This is a genomic window from Pannonibacter sp. CBAS1226, from assembly GCF_055685825.1.
In genome coordinates this window covers 1116893-1134506 of sequence record NZ_JBVOUO010000001.1, presented here as the reverse complement: position 1 = coordinate 1134506, position 17614 = coordinate 1116893, and the positions used below count along the sequence as shown (strand labels likewise).

The 17614-nt window shown below is 64.7% G+C and carries 15 protein-coding genes; 14 read left to right on the top strand and 1 reads right to left on the bottom strand.

Translation table 11 applies throughout. The features are described from left to right. Positions 1 to 11 precede the first annotated feature (11 nt). The 9 genes from AC0CMF_RS05135 (at position 12) to AC0CMF_RS05095 (ending at position 9622) form a co-directional block, all read left to right on the top strand. Complete coding sequence (locus tag AC0CMF_RS05135) at positions 12 to 944, top strand: LysR family transcriptional regulator (protein WP_374628417.1); 933 nt, start codon at positions 12 to 14, stop codon at positions 942 to 944. A 224-nt stretch (positions 945 to 1168) separates the two neighbouring features. Further along, positions 1169 to 2215, top strand: a complete 1047-nt coding sequence (locus AC0CMF_RS05130) for a TRAP transporter substrate-binding protein (protein WP_374628416.1) — start codon at positions 1169 to 1171, stop codon at positions 2213 to 2215. Positions 2216 to 2289: 74 nt separating this feature from the next. After that, entirely contained in the window at positions 2290 to 2910 is a 621-nt protein-coding gene (locus AC0CMF_RS05125) for a TRAP transporter small permease subunit (RefSeq protein WP_050471741.1), read from the top strand. Continuing rightward, the gene (locus tag AC0CMF_RS05120; RefSeq protein ID WP_374628414.1) at positions 2907 to 4190 is read left to right on the top strand and encodes a TRAP transporter large permease; all 1284 of its coding nucleotides are present in this window, start codon (positions 2907 to 2909) and stop codon (positions 4188 to 4190) included. Before AC0CMF_RS05125 ends, AC0CMF_RS05120 begins: the two co-directional genes overlap by 4 nt. Before the next feature lie 43 nt (positions 4191 to 4233). Further along, entirely contained in the window at positions 4234 to 4920 is a 687-nt protein-coding gene (locus tag AC0CMF_RS05115; protein ID WP_374628413.1) for a DUF2848 domain-containing protein, read from the top strand. Continuing rightward, entirely contained in the window at positions 4920 to 6293 is a 1374-nt protein-coding gene (locus AC0CMF_RS05110; RefSeq protein WP_374628412.1) for an amidase, read from the top strand. The genes AC0CMF_RS05115 and AC0CMF_RS05110 overlap by 1 nt, the downstream gene beginning before the upstream one ends. A 15-nt stretch (positions 6294 to 6308) precedes the next feature. Then, complete coding sequence (locus AC0CMF_RS05105) at positions 6309 to 7097, top strand: putative hydro-lyase (protein WP_050471737.1); 789 nt, start codon at positions 6309 to 6311, stop codon at positions 7095 to 7097. Between the two features lie 69 nt (positions 7098 to 7166). After that, positions 7167 to 8126: a LysR family transcriptional regulator gene (locus AC0CMF_RS05100; protein ID WP_374628410.1), complete on the top strand. Its 960-nt coding sequence runs from the start codon at positions 7167 to 7169 to the stop codon at positions 8124 to 8126. 74 nt (positions 8127 to 8200) lie between these two features. After that, complete coding sequence (locus tag AC0CMF_RS05095; RefSeq protein ID WP_374628409.1) at positions 8201 to 9622, top strand: amidase; 1422 nt, start codon at positions 8201 to 8203, stop codon at positions 9620 to 9622. Positions 9623 to 9642: 20 nt separating this feature from the next. Here the strand turns inward: AC0CMF_RS05095 and AC0CMF_RS05090 are convergent, their stop codons facing one another. Further along, entirely contained in the window at positions 9643 to 10455 is an 813-nt protein-coding gene (locus AC0CMF_RS05090) for an IclR family transcriptional regulator (RefSeq protein WP_055457143.1), read from the bottom strand. Positions 10456 to 10592: 137 nt separating this feature from the next. Between AC0CMF_RS05090 and AC0CMF_RS05085 the strand changes: the two genes are divergently transcribed. From AC0CMF_RS05085 to AC0CMF_RS05065, 5 genes are all read left to right on the top strand, one after another. After that, entirely contained in the window at positions 10593 to 12125 is a 1533-nt protein-coding gene (locus AC0CMF_RS05085; RefSeq protein WP_374628408.1) for a M81 family metallopeptidase, read from the top strand. A 131-nt stretch (positions 12126 to 12256) separates the two neighbouring features. Next, on the top strand, positions 12257 to 13891 hold the full coding sequence (locus AC0CMF_RS05080; RefSeq protein WP_374628407.1) for an ABC transporter substrate-binding protein: 1635 nt from the start codon (positions 12257 to 12259) through the stop codon (positions 13889 to 13891). Between the two features lie 130 nt (positions 13892 to 14021). Next, on the top strand, positions 14022 to 14963 hold the full coding sequence (locus AC0CMF_RS05075; RefSeq protein ID WP_186415464.1) for an ABC transporter permease: 942 nt from the start codon (positions 14022 to 14024) through the stop codon (positions 14961 to 14963). Then, entirely contained in the window at positions 14963 to 15850 is an 888-nt protein-coding gene (locus AC0CMF_RS05070) for an ABC transporter permease (RefSeq protein WP_058900045.1), read from the top strand. Before AC0CMF_RS05075 ends, AC0CMF_RS05070 begins: the two co-directional genes overlap by 1 nt. 4 nt (positions 15851 to 15854) lie before the next feature. Further along, positions 15855 to 17525 (top strand): ABC transporter ATP-binding protein, encoded by a 1671-nt coding sequence (locus tag AC0CMF_RS05065; protein ID WP_374628405.1) that lies wholly within the window; start codon positions 15855 to 15857, stop codon positions 17523 to 17525. The last annotated feature ends 89 nt before the right edge of the window (positions 17526 to 17614 follow it).

Below are 17614 nucleotides of genomic sequence, written 5' to 3'. Positions count from 1 at the left end.
TGGGCCATGCCGTGATTGATCTGCGTAATATCGAAACCTTCTTCTGGGCTGCGGCCCTCGGCAGCCTGCGGGCGGCGTCCGAGAAGCTGGGCACCACCCAGCCTGCCGTGTCCCAGCGCATTGCCTCGCTGGAAGGGGCGCTGGGCGTGCGGCTGTTCGAGCGCGCCGCACGCGGTGTGCGCCTCACCGCCAAGGGGCATGAGCTGCTCGCCCATGCCGAGCGGATGATGCAGGCGCGCAATGACATCATCCAGGCGGCTCGCGACCAGACCACCATGAGCGGCAGTTTCCACATCGGCGTGGCGGAAACCATCGTCCAGACCTGGCTGCCGCGTCTCATTGCCGAGGTGCACAGCGCCTATCCGGCGCTGACGCTGGAAATCGAGGTGGACAGCAGCGAGATGCTGAAGGCGCATCTGACAAGCCGCCGCCTCAACCTGGCCTTCATGATGGGGCCGGTGCTGGAAGCGCGGATGGAGAACCGGCCGCTCTGCACTTATCCGCTGTCCTGGGTGGCCAAGGCCGGGCTGGATCTCGGGCCCCGGCCCCTGACGCTGGAGCAGGTCACCCGCCTGCCGGTCATCACCTATGCCTCCAACAGCGCGCCCTACCGGCAGGTGCGCGACATGCTGCGGCGGGAAGGGGTGCCGTCTCCGCGCATGTATGGCTGCGCGTCTCTGTCGATGATCGTGCGCATGGTTCAGGACGGGATCGGCACGGCGGTGATCACGCCGATCTTTCTTGGCGCCGAACTGGAGCGCGGGGAGCTGGAAATCCTCGATGTGGTCGCGGACCCGCTGCAGGACCTGAATTTCACCGCCACCTGGATCGACGGGCCGGACAGTTATGCCGCCCGGGTGATTGCCCGCATGGCGCAGCAGGTGGCTGCGGGGGAGGCAGGCACAGAAACTGTGCAAGTGCCTGGAATTGAAGCTGAGGCATAAATAAAATTTATATCACGCTTCCAAACATACGATTGGACAGCCGGGTTTCCGTCATCGTTCTATAGCGGACAAGACAGCGCTATAAGCTGCATGCAAGGGAACAGACTGGACGTGTAAAGCACCCGGTGAAGCGGAACAGGCGTGCCCTGTTTTTATATCTCCGGTGAAGCCAGCTGTTTCTTGTGTGCGGCGCTGTGACGAAATCCAGCAGAAGGGACCGCAGCATGAAACTCCTCACCCTCACGACCGCATTCCTTGCCGCCTCCACCTCGCTCTCCGCTTTCGCGCAGGACCTGCCGAAGACGGAGCTGCATGTCGTCGGCGGCCTCAGCAACCTGACGGCCTATCAGCAGTTCGAGCAGCCGTTCTGGGAAAAGACGATCCCGGAGAAGTCCGGCGGCCAGGTGACGGCCACCATCAAGGGCTTCAACGAGATGGGCGTGAAGGGCCCGGAACTGATGCGCCTGATGTCCCAGGGGGCCATCGAATTCGGCACCGCGACCCTGTCCTATTTCGCCTCGGACAACCCGATCAACGAAGCCATCGACCTGCCGGGTCTGGCGCCTGACGTGGCAACCGCCCGCAAGGTGACCGCCGCTTTCCAGCCGGTCTATGAGAAGTTCTATGGCGAAGGCTCGCGCGTGAAGCTGCTGGGCATCTCCACCTATCCGGCGCAGGTGCTGTTCTGCAACGCCGAGATCAACAGCCTCAAGGATCTGGCCGGCAAGAAGGTGCGCACCTCCAGCCGCACTCAGGCCGAGTTCGTGGAAGCCTTTGGCGGCGCGAGCGTGACCATGGCCTTCGGCGAAGTGGTTCCGGCCCTGCAGAACAAGGTGGTGGACTGCGCCATCACCGGTTCGCTCTCCGGCTATTCGGCCAAGTGGTATGAAGTCTCCACCCACCTTCTGGCGCTGCCGATCAACTGGAACCAGCAGATCCATGCGGTCAACCAGGGCGCCTGGGACAAGCTGGACCCGAAGGTGCAGGCCTTCATCCAGGAAAACATGAACACCCTGATGGATGACATCTGGGCCGCTGCCGATGAGCAGACCCAGCAAGGCTTCGACTGCAACACCGGCGCTGATGCCTGCACCCTCGAGGTGAAGGGCAAGATGACGCTGGTGGTGCCGTCCGATGAGGACAAGGCGCTTCTGGCCGAGACGCTGAAGACCAAGATCCTGCCGCAGTGGGCGGCCCGCTGCTCGGATGATTGCGTGACTGATTTCAATGCCACCATTGGCAAGGAAATGAACCTGACCGCAGCCAAGTAATGTGAGACTGACAGGGCGGGGCCTCACTGCAGCCGGGGTTCCGCCCTGTCCCTTTTTGATTGGAGCCGTGAGACATGGGCCTTTCCGGATCTCTTCCCGTTCTTGCGGGTGCCTACCGCTTCGCCAACACCGCGGCGCGCTGTGCCGTGCTGGCGAGCGGTGCGCTGACCATCGCCAGCGTCCTGCTGATTTCCTATGACGTGATCGTCCGCAAGCTGTTCGGCATCACCATCGGCGGTTCGGACGAACTGTCCAGCTATGCCTTTGCCATCAGCACGTCCTGGTCGCTCGCCTATGGCGTGCTGCAGCGGGCGAATGTGCGGGTGGATGTGCTCTACCAGCATCTGCCGGTGCGCGTTTCGGCGCTGCTCGACTGGCTGTCACTGGTCTGCATGGGCATCTTCATCGGTTATCTCACCTTCTACGCCTATGACGTGGTGGCCCAGTCGTGGATTTACGGCTCGCGCGCCAACACCCCGCTCGGAACGCCGCTCGCCCTGCCGCAGGGCTTGTGGTTCGGCGGCCTTGTCTTCATGTGCCTCATCCTCGCGCTGATGCTGATCCGCTCCTCCGTCGCACTCGTCACCGGTGACCTCGAGACGGTGAAGCTGGTGGCCGGCATGCGCTCCACCAAGGAAGAAGCCGAGGAAGAAGCGGCTCAGGGCGAACGCCTCATTCAGGGAGAGCGCAAGTGATCGCCACAACGCTCATCATTCTTCTGGTCCTCATCGGCCTGTCCGTTCCCGTCGCTGCGGCGCTGGGCGTGCTGGGGCTCATTCTGGACCCGCTCTATTCCATGCTGCCGCTGACGCGGGCCATGGGCGAAATGGCCTGGAGCACCAACAACGAGTTTCTGCTCGTCGCCATTCCGCTGTTCATCCTGCTGGGGGAAATCCTGCTGCGTGCCGGTTTTGCCGAGCGCATGTACAGCGCCATGAGCCTGTGGCTCTCCTGGCTGCCCGGCGGCCTGATGCATGCCAATATCGGCGCTTCGGCCCTGTTCGCCGCGACGTCCGGTTCCAGCGTCGCCACCGCTGCTACGGTCGGCACCGTCGCCATCCCGCAGATCCGCCGCTATGGCTACAACGAGCCGCTGTTCCTCGGCAGCATTGCGGCCGGTGGCACGCTCGGCATTCTCATTCCGCCGTCGATCAACATGGTGCTGTATGGCGTGCTGACGAATACGTCCGTGCCCAAGCTCTATCTGGCGGGCATTCTGCCCGGCCTCCTCCTCACCGGCCTGTTCATGCTGACGATCATCGCCGGCTGCCTTCTGGTCCCGCGCTGGGGCGGAGAGCGGGTGAGGGGCGCCTGGGGCGCACGCTTTGCCAGCTTCGTGCATCTGGCACCGCCCTTGGCCATCTTCGTGCTGGTTGTCGGTTCCATCTATGCCGGCATCGCCACCCCGACGGAAGCCGCCGCGCTGGGCGTGCTGGGGGCGCTGATCCTTGCCGCCTGCTTCCGCCGGCTGACCCTCTCCATGCTGGCCACCGCCATTGAGGGCACGATGAAATCCTCGGCGATGATCCTCCTGATCATCATCGCCTCGGGCTTCCTCAACTTCATCATGTCGGCGGCCGGCATCACCGATGCCATCACCAACTCGATCAAGGGGCTTGGCCTGTCGCCGATGCAGATGATCGCCGTCGTCGTGATCTTCTACCTGATCCTCGGCTGCTTCATGGAATCCCTGTCGATCATGATCACCACCATCCCGATCGTGACGCCGATCCTCTTTGCCCTCGGCTTCGATCCGCTGTGGGTGGGCATCCTGATCATCGTACTGGTGGAAGCAGCCCTGATCACGCCGCCGGTGGGGCTCAATCTCTTCGTGGTGCACAGCCTGCGCAAGAGCGGCTCCATGGGGCCGGTGATCATCGGCAGCCTGCCGTTCGTCGTCTCCATGGGCGTGCTGATCGTCCTGCTCGCCATCTTCCCCGCAATCGCCCTTTACCTGCCGGGGCTGGCCGGCTGACGGCCCCCCGGTACCACGACCATTCCATCCGGATACAAGACACATGAAACTGTCCTTCACCGTTGAAACCCTCAAGGCTCCGTCGAGCCTTGAGGTGAGCATCTCTGACCTCATCGTTGCCGGCTGGGCCGGGCGCGACATCCACGCCATCGAGCATCACATCGAGGAACTGGCTGCCATCGGCGTGCCGCGCCCCAGTACCGTGCCGCTCTATTACCGCTGCTCCGACAATTCGCTGGTGCAGGCGGACACCATCCAGGTGGTGGGCGAGGAGACCTCGGGTGAGGTCGAAACCTTCGTGTTCCGTGCAGGTGATGAGCTGTTCGTCTCCATCGCTTCCGACCACACCGACCGCAAGCTGGAATCCCACAGCGTCGCCCTGTCCAAGCAGATCTGCGCCAAGCCGGTGGCTGACCGCGCCTGGCCCTTCGCCGAAGTGGCCCCGCACTGGGACCAGCTCATCATCCGCTCCTTCATCGAGGAGAACGGCGCCGAGGTGCTTTATCAGGAAGGCACGCTCGCCTCCCTGCGCAGCCCGCAGGACCTGATTGCCGGTTATTCGGGCGGCAACGACATGCTGGAGCCGGGCGCCGGCATGGTTTGCGGCACGGTTGGAGCGATCGGCGGCATCCGTCCGTCGAAAGCCTTCAGAATGGAGTTGCATGATCCGGTTTTGAACAGGACCATCGCGCACAGCTATTCCATCGAAACCTTGCCGGAAATCGCCTGATGACAAACTCCGAGACCTCCCGCCTGACCCTTGCCGCCGCAGCCGATGCTCTGGCGAAAGGAACCGTGACCTCCACCAGCCTGACGGACGAGGCGCTGGCGCGCATCAACGACCCGGCAGGCGAGGGGGCGCGTGCCTTCGTGCGGCGCAATGATACCCGCGCCCGCAAGCTGGCGGAGGCCTCGGATGCCGTGCGTGCTGCCGGACATGTGCGCTCGCCCCTCGAAGGGCTGCCCATCTCGGTGAAGGATCTCTTCGGCATCGCCGGAGAAGTGTCCCTTGCCGGCAGCATCGCCCTCAAGGATGCCGATGCCGAGAGCGCAGACTGCCCCGTGGTGGCGCGGCTGGTGGCGGCAGGCGCCGTCATCACCGGCACCACCAACATGAGCGAGTTTGCCTTCTCCGGCCTCGGCATCAACCCGCATTACGGCACGCCGCGCAATGCCTATGACCGCGCCACGGGGCGCATCCCCGGCGGCTCGTCCTCCGGTGCGGCCGTGTCTGTGACCGATGGCATGGCGCTGGCTGCCATCGGCACGGATACGGGCGGCTCCATCCGCATTCCGGCAGCGCTTTGCGGGCTGACCGGCTTCAAGCCGACCGCCCGCCGCGTGCCAGCAGAAGGCGTGGTGCCTCTGTCCACCTCGCTCGATTCCATCGGCCCGATTGCCCGCAGCGTTGCCTGCTGTACCCTCATCGACGCGGTGCTCTCCGGCAGCGGCGAGGATGTACCCGCAGCCCTGCCGCTCGCCGGGGTCCGCCTTGCCGTTCCCACCACGGTCGTGCTGTCGGACATGGACGAAACCGTCAGCGCCGCCTTTGCCCGCGCCCGCAAGGTGCTGGAAGCGGCTGGTGCCCTGATCACGGAAATCGAAATCCCCGAGTTCGCGCAGCTTGCCACGATCAACGCCAAGGGCGGGCTGATCGCCGCCGAAGCCTGGCACTGGCACCGGGCGCTGCTCGAAAAGGCGGGTGACAGCTATGACCAGCGGGTGCGTCAGCGCATCCTGCGCGGGCGGGACATTTCGGCGGCGGATTATCTCGACACGCTTGCCAGCCGCAAGGCGTGGCAGGCCGCCGTCGAGACCCGCGTCGCCCCGTTCGATGCCATGATCCTGCCCAGCGTGCCGGTGATCGCGCCGGAGATTGCCCCGCTTGAGGCCGATGATGCCGCCTTCTTTGCGGCCAACGGCCTGATCCTGCGCAACCCGACGATGATCAACTTCCTCGACGGCTGCGCCCTGTCGGTGCCGTGCCATGCGGCCGGTGAAGCCCCGGTGGGGCTGATGATTGCCGGCACGCAGATGCACGACCGCAAGATCCTTGCCCTCGGCCTTTCCATCGAGGCGGCACTTGCCGCCATCACCGCATGAACGAATGATACCGGCATGACCGCAACCAGCCTTCTCTCCAGCCCCTTCGATGTCCGGCAGGCCGCCCGCACGGGTGCCCTGTGCGGCCCGACGGCCAATCTGGCACCGGGGTTCATTCAGGCCAATCTCGCCATCCTGCCGCAGGATCTGGCCTATGACTTCCTCTTGTTCTGCCAGCGCAACCCCAAGCCTTGCCCGCTGGTCGGCGTGTCGGAAACCGGCGATCCGATGATCCCGGCCCTTGGCCGCAATCTCGACATCCGCACCGATCTGCCGCGCTACCGCGTGTGGCAGAAGGGCGAACTGGTGGCCGAGCCGCAGAGCGTCGAGGACTGGTGGCGCAATGATCTGGTGTCCTTCCTGATCGGCTGCTCCTTCTCCTTTGAAGAAGCGCTGCTGGCGGCAGGCATCGGCATCCGCCACATCGAGGAAGGCTGCAACGTGCCGATGTTCCGCACCAGCATCGAGACGGTTCCCGCCGGGCGCTTCTCCGGCCCCGTGGTTGTCTCCATGCGGCCGATGAGCCCGAAGGACGCGGTGCGGGCGGTGGAAATCACCTCACGCCTGCCGGCAGCCCATGGCTCCCCGATCCATATCGGCGATCCGGCATTGATCGGCATTGCCGATCTCTCCCGTCCCGACTACGGCGATGCGGTGAGCGTGCGGGCGGGCGAGGTACCGGTGTTCTGGGCCTGCGGGGTGACGCCGCAGGCGGCGATTGCCCGTGTGAAGCCGGAGTTCTGCATCACCCATGCGCCGGGCCACATGCTGGTGACCGACATTCCCAATGCCTCGCTGATGTGAGGCTGGCCTTTGCGGCGTCCGTCATGCCATCCTGAGGACTGCTTCGGCAGCACATGAGGGCAGGGCGCAATGCAGCTTCAGGCGATCACCTATTTCAACGAACTGGTGCGCTGCCGGTCGATCCGGCAGGCCGCCCAGAACCTGGGTGTGACGCCAACGGCGATCAGCCGCCAGCTCGACAATCTCGAATATCATTTCGGCGTGCAGCTGGTGGAGCGCGGTGCGCGCGGCATCGAGCTGACGGCGGCGGGCGAAGTGGTGGCGGCCCGGCTGAAGACGGCGATCCGCGCCTTCGATCAGGCCAATCAGGCGATTGATGACCTGCGCGGCTTGCGCCGGGGCGAGGTCAGCGTGCATGTGAATGGCGCCACCGGCGGCTCCATTCTGGCGGCAGCGCTTGCTGCCTTCTCGAAGGAATTCCCGGCGATCCGCGTGACCGTGCAGGAGACCTCGGCGCGTGAGGCCATGAGCGCGATCGTGCGCGGCGATACGGACATGGCGTTGACCCTGTTCTCACCGGACGACCCGCGCGTGACGGCGCGTGTCCGTGTGCCGGTGCGCCATGCGGCCATTCTTGCGCCCGATCATCCGGCCGCGGCGCTGAAAAGCCTTGATCTGGATGCGCTCACCACCCATGCGCTGGCGGTGCCGGACACATCCTACAGTGCTCGCGCGGCGCTTGAGGCACGGCTGAGGGCCGCAGGGCATGATCCGCTTTCCGTCAGTTTCACCACGGCTTCGCTGACTGTGCAGAAGGAACTTGCCCGGCTGGGGGCTGCGATCCTGATTCTCCCGGAGATTGCGGTGATCCGCGATCTGGAACTCGGCAGCCTGGTTGCCCGTCCGCTCGCCGCAGATGCTGCCATCGACACGGCACTTCAGCTCAGCCTTTCGCCGGAGCGCCAGCTGAGTTTCGCCGCCAACCGCTTTGCCGCGTCGCTGGAACGCTTGCTGCGCGCAAGGTTCGGCTCTTCTCCGGCCTCCAGTGCAACGGTTTGCGCAACACGGAGCACTCAAGATCTTCGTTGAGTGTGCGCTGCAAAGTCGTGCAGCCTGAGGCCATGGCATGCGGATGACGGCATGTGAGCGCACAGGAGGCAGGCATGGCGATGGTGGATGCGGACGAGCGGGTGCGCCCGGAAGACGAGGTTCTGTCCCTTCCGGCCCGCAGCGTGCTCTCGGCCTTCAAGGCGGGCAGTCTCTCGCCTGCCGAATATATGGCGGCGCTTATCGCAAGAATTGAAGATCGTGAGCCAAGGGTTTGCGCTCTTTATGATTTCCGTCCGGATGAGGCGATGAAGGCGGCGCGGGTATCCGAAGCCCGCTGGGTCAAGGGCACGCCCATCGGCCCGCTGGATGGCATGCCCGTCAGCATCAAGGACAACCTCGCCATGAAGGGCGATCCGGTGACCACCGGCACCGCTGCTGCCGACATGACGCCCGCAGCCGAAGACGCGCCGCTGACGGCGCGGCTGCGGGAGGATGGCGCGATCTTCTACGCCAAGACCACATGCCCTGACTTCGGCATGCTGAGTTCCGGCCTCTCCAGCCTGCACCGCCTTGCCCGCAACCCCTGGGATCTGACGCAGAACCCCGGCGGCTCCAGCGCGGGCGCGGCAGCGGCAGGGGCTGCAGGCTATGGCCCGCTGCATATCGGCACGGACATCGGCGGCTCCATCCGCCTGCCGGCCGGCTGGACCGGGCTCATCGGCTACAAGCCGTCTCAGGGCCGTGTGCCGGTCTATCCCTATTATCCGGGCCGCTGCGCCGGTCCGATGACGCCGACGGTGGATGACACGCTGCTGCTGATGGCCTCGATCAGCCGCCCGGACTGGCGCGATGCCACGTCGCTGCCGCCGGAAGATCTGAACTGGAACGTGCCGCCCGCTTCCGTGCGCGGCATGCAGATCGGGCTCATGCTGGATGCGGGCTGCGGCCTGCCGGTGGATGGCGAAATCCGCACAGCCGTGCTCGCTGCAGTCCATCGTTTCGAGGATGCGGGGGCTGAAATCATCCCGGTGGAGGGCATCCTGACCCGGCAGATGCTGGACGGGCTGGATGATTTCTGGCGCGCGCGCTTCTGGGCACTGATGGAAACCTATACGCCGGAGCGGCGGGCAAAGATCCTGCCCTTCATCCTGGACTGGGCGGCAGGCGCAAAGGACCTGCCCGCCACGCGGGCAGCTAGCGGCTTTGACCAGATGCTGGCGATCCGGCAGGCCACGGCGCAGGTGTTTCAGGGGCTTGATCTCATCATCTCGCCGGTCAACCCGGTGGTCAGCTTCCCGGCGGAATGGGCCGGGCCGACCAACGATCCCTCGCTGCCGTTCGAACATATTGCCTTCACCGTGCCCTGGAACATGGGCGACAACCCGGCCTGTTCGATCAACTGCGGCTTCTCGGTTTCGGGCATGCCCATCGGCCTGCAGATCATCGGTCCGCGCTTTGCTGATCTCAGGGTTCTGTCGGTTGCCCGCGTCTTTGAAAGCTGGACCGGGGGCATCAGCTCCTGGCCGAAACCGTGAGGGCAGGGGTGGCCGGAAACTCAGCCCCGGCTGATGGTCTGCGCCGCCTGGATCACCAGCGGCGCAACCTGACGGGCAAAGTCCTCCGGCTCCCATTCGGCGAGAGAGCCCGCCACGTGGATGGCGGCCACCGGACGTCCGGAGGCGCCAAGAATGGCTGCGCCGATGGCGATTTCGCCGGTCAGGATCTGCTCCAGCGCCAGCGCATAGCCGTTGCGCCGGGTTTCGGCCACGCGCTCCATCAGGACCGCCGGATCGGTGATCGTCTGCGGCGTCACCGGCACGCGGTTGGAGCGGGCAATCAGCTCCTCGCACTCGGCTTCGGGCAGGCGGGCGAGAATGGCCCAGCCGCCGGACGTGCAAAAAAGCGGCACGCTGTGGCCGACCATGGTCGAGGACAGGATCTCCCGCTTGCTCTGCAGGCGGCTGGCATAAACGAGGCGCAAGCCGTCCCACAGGCTGAGATCGACACGCTCGCGCACTTGCCGCCGCAGTTCCAGCAGCACGGGCGTTGCCTTGACCACCACCGGGTTGAGCCGCAGGAAATCCAGCGAATGATCAAGGATGCGCAGGCCCGGCACATAGCCGGTGTCGTCGGGGTCACGGGTGACGTAGCCCAGATGCCTCAGCGTGAACACCAGCCGCTGCACGGCGCTGCGGGTGAGGCCGGTCTGATCCGCAAGGTCCTGCAGCGACATCGGCTTTTCGCTCTGATGGAAGGCGGACAGCACCTGCATGGCCCGGCCGACCGACTGGATGAACAGCGGATCTTCCCAGGTCTCATCCTGGCGGACCGGCGGGCCGAAGATCGAACGCAAAAATTTTGGGCTCATGAGGCTCCGGATTGCATGTGTTTTGACATTGACCTCAGTGGTTAACTGGGTCAGCATAATCAATACAAGTGTATTGCACAGCGATATCGCGAAGCAAGCCGTGAAATTTCCTGATTGGGTGCAAGGAGAGACGACGGATGACAAGGCGCGTGGCGGTTGCCGGTTTCCTGCACGAAACCAACACCTTTGCCCCCTCCCGTGCGACGCTGGCTCACTTCGCCGAAGGTGGCGGGCACATGCCGATTTCACGGGGGCAGGAGATCCTCGACCGCTGCCCCGGCATCAACATCGGCGTTGCCGGAGCCGTGGACTACGCCCGTGAGGCCGGGTGGGAGCTGGTGCCGCTGCTGTGGACCGTGGCCATTCCGTCTGCCCATGTCGAAAAGGCCGCTTTCGAGGCCATCCTTGGCGAGTTGTGCGAGCGGCTTGCCGCCGCCGGGCCGCTCGACGGGCTCTATATCGATCTTCATGGCGCCATGGTCTGCGAGCATCTGGATGACGGGGAAGGGGAGATCCTCGCCCGCCTGCGCAAGGTGGCCGGCCCGGATCTGCCCATCGCTGCGAGCCTTGACCTGCACGGCAATGTCACCGCCCGCATGGTGGAGGAGAGCGACGTACTCGTCGCCTACCGTACCTATCCGCATGTGGACATGGCCGAAACCGGCCGGCGCACGGCGGTGCAGCTTGACCGACTGATGCAAACGGGCAAGCGCCTTGCCAAGGCCTTCCGCCAGCTGCCCTTCCTCATTCCCATTCCCTGGCAATGCACCGGACTGGAACCAGCCAGAAGCCTCTATGCCCGTGTGGCCGGTCTGGAAGGCGGGACTGTCGCCAGCACATCCTTTCTGACGGGCTTTCCTGCGGCAGATTTCGCCGATTGCGCTCCGTCCGTTCTCACCTATGCAGAGGATCAAGCCGCTGCCGATGCGGCGGCGGATGCGCTGGTTTCGGATATTCTGGCAGCAGAGCCTGCGTTCCAGGGCAGGGCCTATGAGCCGGAGGAGGCCATTGCCGAAGCACTGCGGATTGCAGCTTCTGCTTCCCGGCCCGTCGTCATTGCAGATACGCAGGACAACCCCGGCGCGGGCGGGGATTCCAACACCGCCGGCATGCTGGCGGCGCTGGTGCGCGCAGGTGTTTCGCGCGCCTCGCTCGGCCTGATGGTCGATCCGGAGGCAGCAGAAGCTGCGCATGCGGCAGGCGAGGGGGCGGAGGTGACGCTGACCCTCGGCGGGCGCTCCGGTGTCGCGGGCGATGAACCCTTCACCGGCACCTTCAAGGTGGAGCGCCTGTCGGACGGCAGCTTCATGGCCGGTGGCCCGTTCTTCGGCCACACACACATGGATCTGGGTCTTTCGGCCTGTGTCTCCATCGGCGGCGTGCGCGTGGTGCTGGCCAGCCGCAAGGTGCAGATGGCGGACCTCGCCATGTACCGTTTCGTTGGCATTGAACCGACGCAGGAAGTCATTCTCGTCAACAAGAGTTCGGTGCATTTCCGTGCCGATTTCGAGCCGGTGGCCGAGACCATTCTCGTCGCCCGCTCGCCGGGGCCGATGGCGCTTTACGCCAGCGATCTGCCCTTCCGCAACCTGAAGCCGGGCATCCGGCTGACGCCCTGCGGACCTGCCTTCATGGCCAATGAAACAGCTGCAACGACAGCAAACATCTGAAGTGAAATGAAGTTCGCTCCACAGGCTTGCGGGAGCGGATGGGAGGAGAAGCAGAGCAGATCACAACCGGCCGGAAAACAGGCCGGCACCAACGAAGCATCATCACAACCAACCAGACGGGGTTCACGAACATGCTGAGTGTTGAAACTGGGGTCGTAAGCAGATTGAAGGCTGAGAGGCGGCCGCGCCGCCTGACGGGCCTTGGCCGCCTTGCCGCCGGTCTTATTGCCGGAACGCTGCTGGCCGGCAGCGCCATGGCGCAGGAAAAGGTGATCACCGCCGTGATGCATTCCGGCCTGCGTGTCACCGATCCGGTCATCACCACCGCCCACATCGTGCGCAATCATGCCTATATGATCTACGATGTGCTCATCGCCGTGGACGAGGACTTCACGCCCAGGCCGCAGATGGCGGACTGGACCATCTCCGATGACAAGCTGACCTACACCTTCACCCTGCGCGACGGGCTGAAATTCCACGATGGCGCCCCGGTGACGGCGGAAGATGCCGTGGCCTCGCTGAAGCGCTGGGGCCAGAAGGATTCCGGCGGCCAGCTCATCTTCGACGTGACCGACAGCCTGACGGCGGCCGATGACAAGACGCTCGTCTGGCAGCTGAAGGAGCCCTATGCACCGCTGATCGAGACTCTGGCGAAGATGTCGGCACTGCCGCCCTTCATCATGCCGGCGAGCGTTGCCGCCACTCCGGCGTCCGAGTCGATCAAGAGCTTCATCGGCTCCGGCCCGTTCCGCTTCGTGGAATCCGAATTCCAGCCCGGCGTCAGCGTCACTTACGAGAAATTCGCCGATTATGTGCCGCGCGACGAGCCGTCCAGCTGGATGGCCGGTGGCAAGACCGTCCATGTGGACAAGGTGAAATGGATCACCATGCCCGATGCCCAGACGGCGGTGAATGCGCTGTCCTCCGGCGAAATCGACTACATGGAACAGGTGCCGGTTGACCTGCTGCCGCTGCTGGAGGGCAATGACGATGTGCTGTCGGAGCTGCGCGATCCGCTCGGCTACCAGACCATGGGCCGCATGAACTTCCTCTACCCGCCCTTCGACAATGTGAAGGTGCGCAAGGCGGCCATGATGGCGATCAGTCAGGAGCAGGTGCTGGCGACGCTGATCGGCAACCCGGATTATTACAAGATCTGTGGCGCTCTGTTCGGCTGCGGCACGCCGCTGGCCGACGAAACCGGGGCGGAAAGCCTCATCAGCGGCGGCAACATCGAAGAGGCGAAAAAGCTCCTGGCCGAGTCCGGCTATGACGGCACGCCCGTGGTGCTGATGCAGCCGACCGACGTGCCGGCCATTTCCGCCCAGCCGGTGGTGGCAGCCCAGGCGCTGCGTGATGCGGGCTTCACCGTCGATCTGCAGCCGATGGACTGGCAGACCCTGGTCACCCGCCGTGCCAGCCAGTCCAAGCCGTCCGAAGGCGGCTGGAACCTGTTCTTCACCAACTGGGCCGTGCCGGAAATTGCCTCGCCGCTGATCAACCCCATGCTCAATGGCCGCGGCAATGCGGCCTGGTTCGGCTGGCCGACGGATGAGCCGCTGGAGGCGCTGCGCAAGGACTTCATCGCGGCCGGTTCCGCAGAAGAGCAGGTGGAAGTGGCGAAGAAGATCCAGGCTCATGCCATGGATGTGGTGAACTACATCCCGCTCGGCCAGTACCTCACCCCGCAGGGACGCTCGGTCAAGCTGGTGGACATGATCCCCTCGCCGGTGCCGGTGTTCTGGAACATGAAGAAGGAAGACTGATCCTCCCGCCGTCTGAACGGCTGCCGGGACCGCCCAACGCGGCCCCGGCTCACCGGGGGCGGCGGGCCTGCCTAGAAAAGGGCAGGGCCTGCGCCGCTCTCACCGCCTGAAGGGAAGGGAGCATCCGCCGATGATCGGTTACATCTTCCGGCGCATCCTGGCCGTCATTCCGGTCGTGCTGTGTGTCGCCATCTTTGTTTTTCTGCTGCTGCGCCTGACGCCGGGCGATCCGGCAGCCATCCTTGCCGGTGATGCGGCAACGCCCGAGCAGCTGGAGAAGATCCGCACCTCGCTTGGCCTCAATGAGCCGCTGCTGACCCAGTTCATCACCTGGGCCGGACACCTTGCGGAAGGTGATCTCGGCATTTCACTCATTTCCAATGTTCCGGTGACCGATCTCATCGCACAGCGCATCTGGCCGACGATCAACATCGCCGTCATGACCATCATTCTGGCCGTGCTCATCGCCGTGCCCATGGGTGTGCTGGCCGCCTGGCGGCACCGCACCTGGACGGATTATGCGGTGATGGCCTTTTCGGTGCTGGGCTTCTCCATCCCGGTTTTCGTCATCGGCTATCTCTTCATCCAGGTCTTTTCCCTGCAACTGCGCTGGCTGCCGGTGCAGGGCTATACGGCGCCCTCGCAGGACTTCGGCAAGTTCCTCACCCGCGCCATCCTGCCCTGCCTGACGCTGGCGACGATCTACATCGCCCTCATCGCCCGCATGACGCGGGCCAGCATGCTGGAGGTGCTGGGCGAGGATTACATCCGCACCGCGCGCGCCAAGGGCCTGAGGGAAAAGGCGGTGTTGTTCCGCCACGCCCTGCGCAATGCCTCGGTGCCGATCCTGACCATCATCGGCACCGGCTTCGCGCTGCTCATTTCCGGCGTGGTGGTGACGGAAAGCGTCTTCAACATCCCCGGCATCGGCCGGCTCACCGTCGATGCGATCCTTGCCCGTGACTATCCGGTCATCCAGGCGATGATCCTGCTGACGAGTGCCATCTACGTCTTCATCAACCTGATGATCGACGTTGCCTACAGCTTTCTTGACCCGAGGATCCGGTATTGATGTCAGCTTCTTCTGATCCCGTATCCCGGCTGCAGCCCGTCCTGCGGCTTTTGTCCCTGCCGGCGAAAGTCCGCAAGCTCGGCGGCGGGCCGATGGTTGCGGCCATCGTACTGGCCATCATCGCCGTCGCGGTGCTGCTGGCGCCGCTCTACATTCCCCATGATCCGTTGGCGATCAATGCACTGAACCGGCTGAAGGGGCCTTCGGAAAGCAACCTGCTGGGCACGGATGCCTTCGGCCGCGATCTCTTCTCCCGCGTCATGATGGGCGGCCGCGTGTCGCTGTTCATCGGCATTGGTGCGGCGGTAACGAGCGTGCTCATCGGCCTTGCCATTGGCCTTGTCTCCGGCTTCTTCCGGCTGGCGGACGCGATCATCATGCGGATCATGGACAGCCTGATGGCGATCCCGTCGATCCTGCTGGCGATTGCGCTCGTGGCCCTCAACGGCCCGAGCCTGTGGTCGGTGATTGCCGCCATCACCATTCCGGAAATCCCCCGCGTGGTGCGGCTGGTGCGCTCGGTCGTCCTGTCCGTGCGCGAGGAGCCCTATGTGGAGGCGGCGGTGGCGCTGGGGTCTTCCATGCCGAAGATCCTGTGGCAGCACCTGATGCCCAACACGCTGGCGCCGCTGACCGTGCAGGCCACCTACATCTGCGCCTCGGCCATCCTGACGGAAGCGATCCTCTCCTTCCTGGGCGCGGGCGTCAGCACGGAAATTCCCACCTGGGGCAACATCATGGCCGAGGGGCGGATGCACTTCCAGCTCAAGCCCTCGCTGATCTTCTGGCCGGGGCTGATGCTGTCCCTGTGCATCCTGTCCATCAACCTGCTTGGCGACACGGCCCGCGATCTCCTGGATCCGCGCCTGCGCAAGAGGGAGGGCTGAGCCTGTGATCTTCAAGTCCAGATCCTTCGAGGGCGCTCCGGCGGTTCTCACCATCGACAACCTCACCGTCCGCATTCCCACTGCCGCGCCGGACTTCCGTCCGATCCTCGACCGTGTGTCCCTGACGATCCGGGCGGGCGAAACCGTCTGCCTTGTGGGGGAAAGCGGCTCGGGCAAATCCGTCACGTCGCTTGCCACCATGGGGCTTCTGCCGAAGAACGCGCTGGAGGTGATGGGCGGGCGCATCCTGCTTGGCGAGACCGACCTTCTGAAGCTTTCGCCGCAGCAGATGCGCGACATGCGCGCCCGCAATCTCTCCATGGTGTTTCAGGAGCCGATGACCGCGCTCAATCCGGTGATGCGGGTGGGCCAGCAGATCGAGGAAGTGCTCGACACCCACACGAAACTGCCGGCCGGTGAAAAGCGCAAGCGCGTGCTGGCCATCATGGAACAGGTGCATCTGCCGGATGTGGAGCGGATCTACCGGTCCTACCCGCACCAGCTCTCCGGCGGCCAGCGCCAGCGCATCATGATCGCCATGGCGCTGATCCTGGAGCCGCAGCTGCTCATCGCCGATGAGCCGACCACGGCTCTGGATGTGACCACCCAGAAGCAGATCCTGTCGCTGATCGCGGAACTGCAGGAAAAGCATGGCACGGCCGTTCTCTTCATTACTCATGACATGGGTGTGGTGGCCGAAATTGCCGACACGGTGCAGGTGATGAAGCACGGGGAGATGGTGGAAGGTGCGCCTGTCGCCGAACTTTTGCGCAACCCGCAGAACGACTATACCCGCCGCCTGCTGAAGGCCGTGCCGAGCTTGACACCGCGCCCGCCGCGGGCTGCGGTGGAGGGCAAGCCGCCGGTGCTGGAAGTCTCCAACCTTGCCAAGGTCTATGGCACCTCCGGCTGGCTGCTTAACCGCGAACCGACCCGGGCGGCGCAGGATGTGGCCTTCACCATCGCGCCGGGCCGCACCCTCGGCATCGTCGGGGAAAGCGGCTCGGGCAAGTCCACCGTGGCGCGCTGCGTCATGCGGCTGATTGATCCCTCCGGCGGCGGCATCAAGGTGGCCGGGCTTGAGATCGCCAGCATGCCGCGCGCAAAGCTGCGCCCGCACCGCAAGCACATCCAGATCGTGTTTCAGGACCCGTTCCGCTCGCTCAATCCGCGCTGGACGGTAGGGCGCTCGCTGATCGAGGGGCCGCTGAATCTTGGTCAGGACAAGGACGCGGCCATGGCCCGCGCCCGCGAGCTGATGGCGCTTGTCGGCCTTCCGGCGGATGCGGTGGACCGCTATCCGCACCAGTTCTCCGGCGGCCAGCGCCAGCGCATCGCCATCGCCCGGGCCATCGCCATGGAGCCCGATGTGCTGGTGGCTGATGAGGCCGTATCGGCACTGGATGTGTCGGTGCAGGATCAGGTGCTCAAGCTTCTGGAGGATCTGCAGGCCAAGCTCGGCATCGCCATCCTGTTCATCACCCATGACCTGCGCGTCGCGGCGCAGATCTGTGACGATGTGCTGGTGATGCAAAAGGGCAGGGTGGTGGAACACGGGCCTGCGGGCGAGGTGCTGGCCCATCCGAAGCATCCCTACACCCGTTCCCTCATCGAGGCGGCGCCTGGCCGCAACTGGGACTTTGCCAACTTCCGTGAGCTGACGCTGGCCTCCTGAGGCCCGGCGTCCGTCGCAGCCGGGGCACCCGCAGCCGCCCCGGCTGCTTCTTCCCTTTCCGTTTCATTTCATCTGTCAGAGGACTGACC